Annotated in this window: 14 protein-coding genes; 10 read left to right on the top strand and 4 right to left on the bottom strand. The window is 29.4% G+C overall.

Annotated elements, in window-relative coordinates; translation table 11 throughout:
• Positions 1-261 precede the first annotated feature (261 nt).
• From Q1X91_RS12655 to pncB, 10 genes are all read left to right on the top strand, one after another.
• Positions 262-810: a flagellar basal body-associated FliL family protein gene (locus Q1X91_RS12655; protein ID WP_013114389.1), complete on the top strand. Its 549-nt coding sequence runs from the start codon at positions 262-264 to the stop codon at positions 808-810.
• Positions 811-851: 41 nt separating this feature from the next.
• Positions 852-1883, top strand: a complete 1032-nt coding sequence (gene fliM / locus Q1X91_RS12650; RefSeq protein ID WP_008722421.1) for a flagellar motor switch protein FliM — start codon at positions 852-854, stop codon at positions 1881-1883.
• A gap of 4 nt (positions 1884-1887) precedes the next feature.
• The gene (gene fliN, locus Q1X91_RS12645; protein ID WP_300758122.1) at positions 1888-2970 is read left to right on the top strand and encodes a flagellar motor switch protein FliN; all 1083 of its coding nucleotides are present in this window, start codon (positions 1888-1890) and stop codon (positions 2968-2970) included.
• A 150-nt stretch (positions 2971-3120) separates the two neighbouring features.
• A complete protein-coding gene (gene fliN, locus Q1X91_RS12640) occupies positions 3121-3453 on the top strand; it encodes a flagellar motor switch protein FliN (protein ID WP_300758120.1) in 333 nt (110 codons plus the stop codon).
• Between the two features lie 63 nt (positions 3454-3516).
• Positions 3517-4023, top strand: a complete 507-nt coding sequence (locus Q1X91_RS12635; RefSeq protein WP_300758117.1) for a Panacea domain-containing protein — start codon at positions 3517-3519, stop codon at positions 4021-4023.
• A 14-nt stretch (positions 4024-4037) separates the two neighbouring features.
• Positions 4038-4358: a hypothetical protein gene (locus tag Q1X91_RS12630; RefSeq protein WP_300758115.1), complete on the top strand. Its 321-nt coding sequence runs from the start codon at positions 4038-4040 to the stop codon at positions 4356-4358.
• 94 nt (positions 4359-4452) lie between these two features.
• Positions 4453-5397, top strand: a complete 945-nt coding sequence (locus Q1X91_RS12625; protein ID WP_300758112.1) for an N-acetylmuramoyl-L-alanine amidase — start codon at positions 4453-4455, stop codon at positions 5395-5397.
• A gap of 78 nt (positions 5398-5475) precedes the next feature.
• The gene (locus Q1X91_RS12620; protein ID WP_366945519.1) at positions 5476-6381 is read left to right on the top strand and encodes a peptidoglycan DD-metalloendopeptidase family protein; all 906 of its coding nucleotides are present in this window, start codon (positions 5476-5478) and stop codon (positions 6379-6381) included.
• Positions 6365-6598 carry an AtpZ/AtpI family protein gene (locus tag Q1X91_RS12615; protein WP_096737084.1) on the top strand — a complete coding sequence of 78 codons (234 nt, stop codon included), beginning with the start codon at positions 6365-6367 and terminating at the stop codon, positions 6596-6598. Before Q1X91_RS12620 ends, Q1X91_RS12615 begins: the two co-directional genes overlap by 17 nt.
• A gap of 3 nt (positions 6599-6601) precedes the next feature.
• Complete coding sequence (pncB, locus tag Q1X91_RS12610) at positions 6602-7801, top strand: nicotinate phosphoribosyltransferase (protein ID WP_300758101.1); 1200 nt, start codon at positions 6602-6604, stop codon at positions 7799-7801.
• An 80-nt stretch (positions 7802-7881) separates the two neighbouring features.
• Here the strand turns inward: pncB and rsmD are convergent, their stop codons facing one another.
• From rsmD to Q1X91_RS12590, 4 genes are all read right to left on the bottom strand, one after another.
• Positions 7882-8448 carry a 16S rRNA (guanine(966)-N(2))-methyltransferase RsmD gene (gene rsmD, locus Q1X91_RS12605; protein ID WP_300758098.1) on the bottom strand — a complete coding sequence of 189 codons (567 nt, stop codon included), beginning with the start codon at positions 8446-8448 and terminating at the stop codon, positions 7882-7884.
• Positions 8449-8466: 18 nt separating this feature from the next.
• The gene (locus Q1X91_RS12600) at positions 8467-9141 is read right to left on the bottom strand and encodes a hypothetical protein (protein ID WP_300758095.1); all 675 of its coding nucleotides are present in this window, start codon (positions 9139-9141) and stop codon (positions 8467-8469) included.
• 80 nt (positions 9142-9221) lie between these two features.
• Positions 9222-10367 (bottom strand): homoserine O-acetyltransferase, encoded by a 1146-nt coding sequence (locus Q1X91_RS12595; RefSeq protein ID WP_300758092.1) that lies wholly within the window; start codon positions 10365-10367, stop codon positions 9222-9224.
• Positions 10368-10444: 77 nt separating this feature from the next.
• Positions 10445-11740 (bottom strand): O-acetylhomoserine aminocarboxypropyltransferase/cysteine synthase family protein, encoded by a 1296-nt coding sequence (locus tag Q1X91_RS12590; RefSeq protein ID WP_300758089.1) that lies wholly within the window; start codon positions 11738-11740, stop codon positions 10445-10447.
• Between the last annotated feature and the right edge of the window lie 367 nt (positions 11741-12107).

Genomic DNA, 12107 nt, shown 5'->3' with positions numbered 1-12107 from the left:
CATAAACGAATACATTCAGCTTTAAATTATGATACACCTATGTTATACTTCAAAAAGATAAGGAATACTTAAATGCAATATGTATGGCACCCATGCATTATTTTTTTACTTTTGCATAAAAAATATGTTAAGTGTTTTAATACTTTACCGATATTATATATAAAGACAGTAAAAAAAGTTAAAGTTAACATAAGAGTTGCTAATTTTATTTTACTGTTATATAATTGAAAACAAACATATTAATTTAAGTGAGGAAATTATATGGCAGACGAAGAAAACTTAGACGAAGAATTGGATGAAGGCGAAGAAGAGCAAGCCGAAGCTGCACCAAAGAAAAAATTTGGTTTAAGCCCTATGATTGTTAAAATCCTTATGGGAGTTGCTGCCATTTTAGTTGTGGCTTTAATATCTGGGCTTATAGCATTTTTTGTTTCTAAAAGTGTAGGGAAAGCTGCAGGAGTTCAAGGCGGGGTGGTAGACGACATGGTAAAACAACCGCCTCCATCAATATATCGTATAGATCCAGAGTTCAATGTAAACACAGCTGACATGGACGTAGCTAGATACGTAAAAGTAAGTATAATATTAACTTATACTACTAATGTAAAACAGCTTGCAGTAGAACTTCCAGAAAGATTCTATATGATAAGAGACAGAATTACTACAATCCTTAGTTCTTATACTTATGATCAGTTAAGGACTAATGAGGGAAGAGAGCAGTTAAAAGCTGATATTAAGCGAGAGATTAATAGTATGCTTAGAAATGGTCAAATAGATGGTATATTATTTGATAACTTCTTATTAAGCTAATTAAAGAAGAACGGAAAAAATATTTATAGAAGGATACTCGTATGACAGAAGTATTGTCACAAAGCGAAATAGATGCGTTACTAAGTGCTATATCATCTGGTGAAAGTTTAGATAATATTGATACTAAGCGTGTAGAAGTAGAGCATAGAAAGATAAAGATATACGACTTCAAACGTCCAGATAAGTTTTCAAAAGACCAAATTAGAACGCTTCAAATGATGCATGAAAACTTCGCACGTGTTACTACAACTTCATTATCAGCACAGTTGAGAACATTAGTAGGTATTCACGTAGCAAGTGTAGACCAGCTTACTTATGAAGAGTTTATAAGAAGTGTTAGTAATCCTTCTACTTTGGCTATAGTTAGTATGGACCCTTTGAAAGGAAGTTCTATATTAGAGATTGACCCGTCTATCACTTTTACTATAATTGATAGATTGTTCGGCGGTCCTGGTGAGAGCCCTAAGAATTTAAATAGGGAGCTTACAGATATTGAGTTATCAGTTATGGAAGGTATTATAGTAAGAATACTTGGTAACTTAAGGGAGGCTTGGTCTCAGGTAATAGACTTAAGACCGCGTTTGGGTTCTATAGAAACTAACCCTCAGTTTGCTCAGATGGTTAGCCCTAATGACATGGTTGTACTTATTACTTTAGAGACTAAAGTAGCCGATGTGGAAGGTATGATGAACTTTTGTATACCATATATTACTATTGAGCCTATACTTTCTAAGTTTTCAGCTCAGTATTGGTATGCATCTATTAGAAGAGGAAGCACTAGCGAAAATTTAAAGATAATAAAAGAAAAATTACAAAATATATTTGTTGAAACTTCGGCGGAACTTGGATCTATGCAATTACCGCTATCAGACATTCTCAATCTTCAGAAAGGCGATGTCGTTAAGTTTACTGATACTAAGATTACAGATCCTGTTATATTCAAGATAGGAAACAGAAAGAAATTCTTATGTCGTCCTGGTATATCAGGCAGCAGAATGGCTGTACAGCTTACAGGTGTTATGGATGGAGAGGCTGATATAACCGAAGACGATTTATTAAAAGAGGAGGATTAAGGTTATGATGAGTGACGGTGCATTATCTCAAGACGAAATAGAAGCTTTGCTAAAAGGTGCCGATGAAGCTTTTGGAGGCGATTCCAAAGCATCTAGTAATGGCGGCGGAAATGTAGATAAACAACTTTTTAATGAAGCGGCTAAAATGATAGCAGAAAATCAAGCCTTTTCACTATCATCTATTTCCACTAAAAGTGTATCCATTACTAATATTACTACTACAGTTGGAGATGTTAATAACTTACATCAAATGCTTTCTGGTAAAATGATAGAAGCTAAAGTGGGTTATACAGGCTCTATTACTGGAAACGTTTACTATTTCATGGGAGAAAATGAGGCTTTAATAGTTGCTTCTCTTATGATGGGACAAAAAGAAGCTGCTTTAAATGATATGGTAGCTCAGGTATTAAAAGAGGCTTTCTCTCAAATGGTGGGAGTTTCTGACAGTGCTTTATCTTCTAGGTTTGGAGGCAGTTTTACTAATTCGCCTATAGAAACTTCTATACTAGAAGATGCTTTCAGTATCAATATACCAGGACCTTTGGCTATAGTAAGCGGTTCTTTATCTATTGAGGGTGAAGTGGAAAATGCTCCATATGTATTTGCTTTGGAACTGCCTTTATTACAGAGCCTTTTGAGTTCTGCTTCTTCATCTTCTCAAGCTCCTGCTTCAAATGCAGCAGCTTCTAATACTAACAATGCAGCTTCAGGAGGAAATCCTATGGCAGGACTTGTAGATAATCAGGCATTTGATTCTGGTCCTCAGCTTGGTGTACAGCATGCAGAGTTTAATTCTTTAATGCCTGCTTCTGATGTACAGGGAACTGGTAATATCGGTCTTCTTATGGACGTTACCATGAATATGACTGTAGAACTTGGTAGAGCTACTATGACTATCAGAGATATTTTAGGACTTGGCGAAGGTTCTATCATAGAGCTTCAAAAATTAGCTGGTGAGCCTGTAGATTTGCTTGTTAATGGTAAGTTAATAGCTAAAGGTGAGGTTGTAGTAATAGATGAAAACTTCGGTGTTCGTGTTACTGATATTATTAATCCTATGGACAGACTTACTAATAAACCTAGATAATATAAGTTAAAATAATTACCAATAAATTAAAGCGGGGAGTAAAATCCTCGCTTTTTTATTTTAAATAGTAAAATTTTTTTTATAACTTAATTGAAATTATATCACAAACATATATAATATATTTATTATAAATAATATAGAAGTAAAATAATGGCGGATAAAAAGACAGTAACTAATAATCCTAACAATTCAGGCAACATCGGTTTGCTTATGGACGTTACTATTAACGTAACTGTAGAACTAGGAAGAGCACGTTTAACCGTAAGAGAAATATTAAGTCTTGGAGAAGGTTCTATTATAGAGCTTCAGAAATTGGCAGGTGAGCCTGTGGATTTGCTTGTTAATGGTAAATTGATAGCAAGAGGCGAGGTTGTAGTAATAGACGAATGTTTTGGTGTGCGTATTACAGAAATTGTTGATTCTATAAATAATATAGTTCCAGAAAAATCTGAAGAAGAAAAGTCCAAAGAAGAAAGCAAATAATTTAAATATTATTTTTGTCATTTTATATAAAATTGTGTTATGAAATTTTTGGAGATATTCATTATGGAAGATAAATATAAAAATGCAGTTCATTATATAATAGATAAATGTAAAAATCCTTATAAATTAGGTTCTATAAAATTAAATAAAATATTATTATTTACAGATGGTATTTTACTTAGAAAAACTGGTAAGACATTAACTGAGGATACATATATAAAAAGACAATTTGGTCCTGTACCTAAGAATATATTAAAAATTTTAAATATACTCAAGAATGATAATGTTATAGCTATAAGAGAGGGTGAAAAAAATAATGATGCCCGTTTATTTTTTAGCTTAAAAGAGCCTGATATATCAAATTTATCATCAATAGAAATAGATGCTTTATACACCGTTACAATGCATATATATAATAATTTTAAAGCAAAAGAAATTAGTGATATAAGTCATCAATTTAAAATATGGGATTTTATTAATATAGGCGATGAAGTGGATTTATATCCATATTTTATTTCTGAAGAGGCAGAAATAACAAAAGAAGATATTGATTGGGCTTTAAGTGTATAGAGGGTTTATATTAGATGTCTATCGAAATTATTATAGATGATAATGTAAATAAGTATAAAGATATTATTATAGAAGAGTATGCTCATTTTTCAAAACTTTATGATTCTATATATAAAAAAATAGCTTCTGGAGAGAAAGGCGAGCAGATAAAAGAAGATACTTTTTTGTTTAAAGAGAGAGATTTATATTCTGATACTAGTAAACAAATAGAAGTTACTGTTTTATTTTCAAGAAAAGCTTTAAAGAATAATAATGATATTTTTATAGAAATTAGGATAATAGCTTTCAAATTTAAAGATTTAAATAATGGCAATATTATAATTTCTAATAATTAATTAAAAAATATTTGTATAATCAAGTGCTTTATAATATAAAAATTATTTACTTGAGCTTTAATTTAATAAAATTCTTTACGATAATCTAATTACTATGAATAACAAAAACCGTTTTATAATTTTTTCAGTAGTTATTATCGTTTTAATAATTGTATCTTTCTCATCGCTTATTGTTACAGCAAATACTAAAGTTTCTGAAAATATAGTAAGAGAAAGCGAAGTAAATAAAGTTTCTACACCTAGTGAGAAATTTAATGATATAATAGAAAATAGAAAGATTAGAATACTTATAGATCCAGGTCATAATGCTGCTACTAAAGGTGCATTAGGATATTTAGGTTATGAATATTATGTTAATTTAAGAGTAGCTAGGGAATTAGCTAAAATACTTTCAGAAGATGACAGGTTTGAATATTTTTTAAGCAGAGACGGAGCATATTACAGCAGACCTATTAAAGAATATATGACTAATAATTATGCAGAGCTTTTAGGAATATATAATACAAAAGTAAAAGGAGAAGAGAGAAGCGGAAATTTAACAAGATATCAGACTTTAGAGATGTATGCTATAAGACATTATGCTATAGATAATAATTTTGATCTTTTACTTAGTATACATTTTGATTATATGCCTTATATTAGCAGGAGGGCTAAAACTTCTGGTTTCCATGTTATAGTAAGTCCTTATAATAAAGAGTTTCCAGCTTCTATGCAGGTTGCATATAAATTATCTGAACGTATGCAGGAAAAATATAGTATCTCTCCTGTTATAGGACATGACAGAGTACTTCCTAATAATGTATGGAAATTTTATGATAAAGAGGAATTAATTAAAGAGGGAATATCTTTGAGAGGATTAATAGTTATAGGCGATGCTTATGAAAATGCTTATAATAAACAGGAAATAAAAAAGGATGTGCCTTCAGTACTCATAGAATCTGCTTTTATACATGAATGGCAGTTTGGAAGTATTAAAGCTATAAGAGAATTGGCAAATCAAATGTATAAGGCTTTAGTTGATGTATATACTACAAAATAGGAATTTTAACTGTTTTATTATTATTGATTAAATATCAATATTTTGTTAAAATAGCTATCAATTATTAGGCAGCAGATTATGACTATAAAACATAAGAGAAAAAAAAGTAGTAAATATATTAATAAAAAACCTTCTGCGTTTTATTTATTTTTTAAAAAAATCAGTCAGTTTCTTACGCATAAAATATTTTTTATGTTTATACCGCATTCAAAAAAGAAAACTAAAACATTATCTATTCCAGTATATTCTTTAATAATAATTGTTATAATAATTATTTCATTATTACTTTCTACTTTTTCTTTTCTAACCAAAAATACTGTACTTGCAAGTAAAACTGAAATATTAAGCGGAAGCTATAAAGATAAATTAGCTGAGATAAATTCTTTAGAAACTATTTTTAATTCAGTAGTAACTAATGATTATTATATAACTGATATGTCTAATATTGCAGGTATATTAAAAATAGATGATAATGCTATATCTTTTTCTAATAACTATGTAGATAATATTATGCTTATGAATTCAAGGGCAGATGAATTAGAAAAAATAAAATTATATTTAGAAGAATTAAGAGCAAATATCAACTCTAAAAATAATTCACTTGAATCTATTCCTTCAATACTTCCTATAGATTCAAGATATGCTGTTATATCAAGACCATATCAGGACGGATCTATTATATCTAAGGGTATAGGTTTTGAAACTATAGCTGGTACTTTGATAAGGGCAGCTGCTTCAGGTACTGTTAATGATGTATCATATGATAAAGAGAGCGGATTTACAATCACTATTTATCATAGATACGGTATTGTTACAAGATACAGCGGACTTGCTACTTCTTCTGTATCTGAAAATATGACTGTAAAAAAGGGTGAAATATTAGGAAATGCCAAGACTGGTATTTTTGATTATGAGCTTAAAATAGCTACAAAATATGTTAATCCTTTGATATTTACTACTTTAGAATATGAAGATGGAGAATAAGAGTTTAAAAAACGCAGTAAGATATGCAGCACTTGGGGCTGAGTTTGGAAGTATGGTACTTGGTTTAGCTTTTGTAGGGCATTATGCCGACAAACACTTTAACAGCAGACCTTTATTTACAATAATAGGTATATTTGTTGGCTTTGTTTCTGGTATTTACAGACTTTACAAGATATCAAAGGCTTTTGATAAAATGAATAAAAATAATAAGGATTAAACTATGAAGCCTATAATAAATAGTTTATTAGATACTGATTTATATAAATTTACTATGCAGCAATGTGCTTTAAGACAGTTCTCTGATGTTTGGGTACGTTATGTATTTAAAAGCAGGAATATATTGGATTGGACTTTTGAAATGCATGAGGAGCTTTTAAGACAAATAAAATATTTCAGCAGCTTAAATTTTAAAAAAGATGAACTTGAATATTTGGCTTCTTTAAGATTTATCAAAAAAGATTATATAGAGTTCTTAAAATTATACAGACCTTTAGAAGAACATGTAAAAGCCTTATTTGATAATGATAAATTGACTGTTGAAATAGAAGGTCCTTGGTATCAGACTATACTTTGGGAAATACCGATGCTTGCTATGATTAGCGAGATTTATTATACATATACTGTTTGCAAATATAATAATGGTAAAAAAGCATATGAACAAGCTGAGATTAATTTATTAAAAAAAATAGATGAAAAACTTCTGCCTATGCATAAAGAAGATAATGGATTTAAACTTTCAGAGTTTGGAACTAGAAGAAGATTTTCTTTTGATTGGCAGAATAAGGTTGTTGATATACTCAAGAAAAAACTTCCTTCTTCATGTTTGGTAGGTACAAGTAATGTTTATTTTGCTAAAAAATATGATTTGCTTGCTGTAGGTACAAATGCTCATGAATATTATCAAATAGGGCAGGCATTGGATAAAGTAAGACTTGCAGAAAGCCAGAAATTTATGCTTCAGTCTTGGGTTAATGAATACAGAGGAGACTTAGGCATAGCATTATCCGATACATTGGGTACTGATAAATTTTTAAAAGATTTTGATTTGTATTTTGCAAAACTTTATGACGGAATAAGGCATGATTCTGGAGATCCTATAGCTTGGGGATATAAAGTTATAAATCATTATAAAAGCCTTAGGGTTGACCCAAAAACAAAAACTCTGCTTTTCAGCGACAGCCTAAATTTTGATAAAGCATATGTTATATATAAAGAGTTTAAAGATGAAGCTAAGGTAACATTTGGTATAGGCACCTATATTACAAATGATTTTGAACCAGTTTCTAAGCCTTTAAATATAGTTATGAAACTTCAAAGTGTTAATGGCAAACCTGTAGCAAAACTATCTGATGATGAGGGCAAGACTATTTGCGAAGATGAAGCATTTTTGAATTATTTGAAAATAGTTGCAAAAGAGTGAAGAAACAAAAATAAATATATTTTGCATTCTCAAATTTCTAGTGTTATAATTATTAATATGTTTATTATATTTTTATATAATTAGAGTATATACTTAAATATTAACAAAATACTTTCGCCATAGCTTTTTATATCATAATGCATTATATTTTTTATAAGATCTTTAAAATTTTCTGTTTCCAAAAAACTTTTATAATAATCAGCACCAAACTCTGCTGCTAAAATTCCATCATTATTTAATAGTTTTCTCTCTATTATAGTATTTAGGCAGTCAAAATATATATTTGAATGGTAAGGCGGATCAAAGTATATTATATCAAATTTATCATTAGTTCTTTTTACATAATCTAAAGCAGATATTCTCTTTACTTTATAAAGTGAATTATCATTATCAAATATGGCTTTAGCATTTATAAATATAGTTTTTATAGCCTCTCTATCTATTTCTATTAGTGTAGCATGTTTAGCATTTCTGCTTAAAGCCTCAAAAGCAATAGCACCGCTTCCAGAACATAAATCTAATAAAGTTTTATTTTCAGCATTAACTATATTAAAAAAAGCCTCTCTTACCTTTGACTGAGTAGGTCTGAAATCTCTTTTAGGAGTTATTATTTTTCTTCCTTTTTTATTTCCTGATATAATATACATATTTTTTCCAAATAAAAATTATTTATACAAAACTCTAATTTGAGCGAAAGCAGCATTCACATTTAAATAAAGTATATTGTCATATGTTCCCATAACAAAATTCGTTTCTCCGAAACTTACGCTGTCTCCAGTAGGAAGAGATACACTTCCAAAAGCACTTGAAGCCTTTATATGAAGCTGAACCTTATCACTTATAAAAATAACAGTATCTGAAAATACAGTATTTATATCTATAACTCTGTTTCTGTCTATTTCTAAATCTGATAAGTCTATAGTTTTTGTTTTGAAATATACGTCATACTTAGTTCTTTTATTTTTAGGAACACTATCTCCAACATAATGCATTCCTAATAGTATGTATGCCCCTAAAAAAATGATAATCATTCCTATAATCATTCTAAATATTGGAGTGTATAGTATAAAAGGCATATTAATGTTGAAGCAGTATCTTATTAGTATGTATATACCGCCTCCTATTACAAATAACCCTAAAAGGAGTTTAGAAGCGTAAAAGCCTCTTCCGAATATCATTGCAATACCCCAAGCAATTATTAAAAAAGAAACGATTATAGTAAATACAGGTGTATATGCCAATGCTGGAATATAAATATGAAAAACATACTGAAGCAGTATATAAGCACCTATTATTATTACAATACTACCTATCAAGAATCTTGAAAATATAAATTTCATTTTTAATACCTTAAATATATTTTTTATATACTAAACAATATTAGCAAAAAAACAAGTGTTTTATAAAAAATATATATGCTTTAACTATTTAAAAATTTCTTTATACATTTAGTTTGTTCAGCATTTTTTATTAAAAAAGCATCATGTCCGTAATTGGATTCTATTTCATAAAATAAAGTCTCTATATTAGCATGCTGATATGCAGAAACTATTTCAGCTGACTGAGTACTAGGATATAGCCAATCAGATATAAATGATATAACAAGTACTTTATTAAGAGATACATTTTTCTTGTTTTTTATTTTTTTTATATCATCTTTAGCATCAAAAAAATCCATGGCTTTAGTAAGATATAAGAAGCTGTTAGCATCAAATCTCGCTGTAAATTTCTCTCCATTGTAATGAAGATAATTTTCTACTTCAAAAGAAGGAGTAAAATATTTTAATGCCTTTTTTCTTCTTCTTCCGAATTTTTTTCTCATATATTCTTCGCTCATATAAGTAATATGTCCAAGCATTCTAGCCAAAGCAAGACCTTTATCTGGAGAGGACATTCCATAATATTTTCCGCCGTACCATTCATTGTCTTCTGTTATAGCTTCTCTTGCTATTTCATTGAAAGCTATCTGCATGGGAGAATGAGTCATAGTGCTTGCTATTATAATTGATTTTTCCATCATTTGAGGATAAGAAGCAGTCCATTGCAAAGCCTGCATTCCTCCCATAGAGCCGCCTATTACACAGTAAAGTTTTTTTATACCCAAAGAGTCTATTAATATCTTTTGTACTTTTACTATATCTTTAATTGTAAAGGTAGGAAAATCTGTTCCGTAGCATAAATTACTATTTGGTTTTTTTGAGGAAGGTCCTGTTGTGCCGCTGCAGCCTCCTAAAACATTAGAGCATATGACAAAATATTTATTAGTATCTATTGCTTTACCTTTGCCTACAAAATTACTCCACCAAGAAAGTACATCTGCATCCCCTGTAAAAGCATGGCATATTAAAATGGCATTATCTCTATTGATATTTAAATGTCCTGAGGCAGTATATGCTATAGTCAGTTCTGATATAGAAGCCCCATTTTCAAATTTAAATGATTTATCATAGTGAAAGAATTTAAGATTACTTTTTTCTTCTATAGTTTCTTCGATTTTATTAATTTGTTCTCTAATTTTATCTTTTTTATTTTTTTTATCTTTTATTATATTTTTTATATTCTTCATAAAATAAACCCCTAATAAATATTATCAAAAACAAGAGTGATTTATATTATTATCACCCTTGTTTTTTATGCTTATAATTATTTGCTTGCTATAGTTAGAGCTTCATCTAAATAATAAAGTATATCATCAATATGTTCTATTCCTATAGAAAGTCTTATAAAGTTTTTGCTTATTCCGCCCTTTATTAATTCTTCTTCTGATAATTGAGAGTGCGTAGTAGAAGCAGGATGAGCAACCAAACTTTTTACGTCGCCTACATTAACTAAATGAGAGAATAGTTTTATATTGTCTATAAATTTAACAGCTGCATCATATCCGCCTTTAATGCCGAATACAACCATTCCTCCGAATTTATCTTTTAAATATTTGCTTGCCAAAGCATATGAAGGATCATTTTTTAGACCAGGGTATCTTACCCATTCAACTCTATTATCTTTTTCTAAAAACTCAGCAACTTTTAGAGCATTATATGAATGTCTTTCCATTCTTAAAGATAAAGATTCTGTACCCTGAATAAATATCCAAGAATTATCTGCTGAAAGACAAGCACCCAAATTTCTAAGAGGTACTGTTCTTACTCTCAAAGCAAAAGCAGCATTTTTAAGCTCATCAGGCAAATCATAAGCCCAGCGAAGTCCATGATAATTTGAGTCTGGTTTTGAAAATAAAGGAAATTTATCACTTTGCCAATTAAAATTACCGCTGTCAGTTATAATACCTCCTATAGCATTTCCATGTCCTCCTATCCATTTAGTAAGAGAGTTTATTACTATATCAGCACCATGTTTAATAGTTTGCAAAAGATAAGGAGTTGTGAAAGTACCGTCTATTACAAGAGGTATTCCAGCATTATGAGCTATTTCAGCTGCTTTTTCAATATCTGTGAAATCAAGCGAAGGATTTGATATTGTTTCTATAAATATTAATTTTGTTTTATCAGTAATAGCCTTAGCAAAGTTTTCTGGATTTTTTGCATCAACAAATTTTGTATTAATACCTAACTTAGGAAGTATTGCTCCAAACTGAGAATATGTACCTCCATAAACATTAAATGCAGAAACTATTTCATCTCCAGCTTCGCATATTGTAATTATAGTATAAAATATTGCATTAGTACCTGATGATACTGCAATAGAAGCAAGTCCGCCTTCCATAGCAGTAATTCTTTTTTCTAGTACATCAGTTGTAGGGTCTCCCATTCTTGAATATATATATCCAAGTTCTTTTAAATCAAATAAATCTGCTGCATGTTTAGAATCTCTAAATAAATAGGAAGTCGTTCTATATACTGGTACTCCTCTGCTTCCAAACTTATCATCAAAATCCTGACCTGCATGTGCTGCTATCGTTTCAAACCTTAGTTCTCTTGACATATACTCTCCTTTATGATTTTTCATTATCAAAAATTTAATTTTATAAATTTAAAAATAAAAAAGCCGCCAAAAATTAATTTGACGGCTGAAATTACAAAATAAAAAATATATTATATTATACAGCCATCATTATTAAACATACACATTTGCATGAGGCAAAGCATTTGATTCATAATGATGATTGATTTCATTTTTTATAATTCCTAAAATTAAATTTTATTTTTACAGTATATAACAATATATAATTATTTTCAATAGTAATTTAATAATTTTTTGCACGGGTTCCATACATATTGCATTTAAGTATTCCTTAATTTCTTAAAGTATAGCATAGGAGTATCATAATTTAAAGTAGAATGTATTCTTT

The organism is uncultured Brachyspira sp. (assembly GCF_949287625.1).
Lineage (GTDB): Bacteria > Spirochaetota > Brachyspiria > Brachyspirales > Brachyspiraceae > Brachyspira.
The sequence above is the reverse complement of the archived record's forward strand: the minus strand, read 5'-3'. Positions and strand labels throughout refer to the sequence as shown.

What these genes read in the sequence shown, in the direction of transcription:
- Q1X91_RS12655 (WP_013114389.1), top strand. Translation starts at nt 262, where the DNA reads ATGGCAGACGAAGAAAACTTAGACGAAGAATTGGATGAAGGCGAAGAA.
- fliM (WP_008722421.1), top strand. Translation starts at nt 852, where the DNA reads ATGACAGAAGTATTGTCACAAAGCGAAATAGATGCGTTACTAAGTGCT.
- fliN (WP_300758122.1), top strand. Translation starts at nt 1,888, where the DNA reads ATGATGAGTGACGGTGCATTATCTCAAGACGAAATAGAAGCTTTGCTA.
- fliN (WP_300758120.1), top strand. Translation starts at nt 3,121, where the DNA reads ATGGCGGATAAAAAGACAGTAACTAATAATCCTAACAATTCAGGCAAC.
- Q1X91_RS12635 (WP_300758117.1), top strand. Translation starts at nt 3,517, where the DNA reads ATGGAAGATAAATATAAAAATGCAGTTCATTATATAATAGATAAATGT.
- Q1X91_RS12630 (WP_300758115.1), top strand. Translation starts at nt 4,038, where the DNA reads ATGTCTATCGAAATTATTATAGATGATAATGTAAATAAGTATAAAGAT.
- Q1X91_RS12625 (WP_300758112.1), top strand. Translation starts at nt 4,453, where the DNA reads ATGAATAACAAAAACCGTTTTATAATTTTTTCAGTAGTTATTATCGTT.
- Q1X91_RS12620 (WP_366945519.1), top strand. Translation starts at nt 5,476, where the DNA reads ATGACTATAAAACATAAGAGAAAAAAAAGTAGTAAATATATTAATAAA.
- Q1X91_RS12615 (WP_096737084.1), top strand. Translation starts at nt 6,365, where the DNA reads ATGAAGATGGAGAATAAGAGTTTAAAAAACGCAGTAAGATATGCAGCA.
- pncB (WP_300758101.1), top strand. Translation starts at nt 6,602, where the DNA reads ATGAAGCCTATAATAAATAGTTTATTAGATACTGATTTATATAAATTT.
- rsmD (WP_300758098.1), bottom strand. Translation starts at nt 8,448, where the DNA reads ATGTATATTATATCAGGAAATAAAAAAGGAAGAAAAATAATAACTCCT.
- Q1X91_RS12600 (WP_300758095.1), bottom strand. Translation starts at nt 9,141, where the DNA reads ATGAAATTTATATTTTCAAGATTCTTGATAGGTAGTATTGTAATAATA.
- Q1X91_RS12595 (WP_300758092.1), bottom strand. Translation starts at nt 10,367, where the DNA reads ATGAAGAATATAAAAAATATAATAAAAGATAAAAAAAATAAAAAAGAT.
- Q1X91_RS12590 (WP_300758089.1), bottom strand. Translation starts at nt 11,740, where the DNA reads ATGTCAAGAGAACTAAGGTTTGAAACGATAGCAGCACATGCAGGTCAG.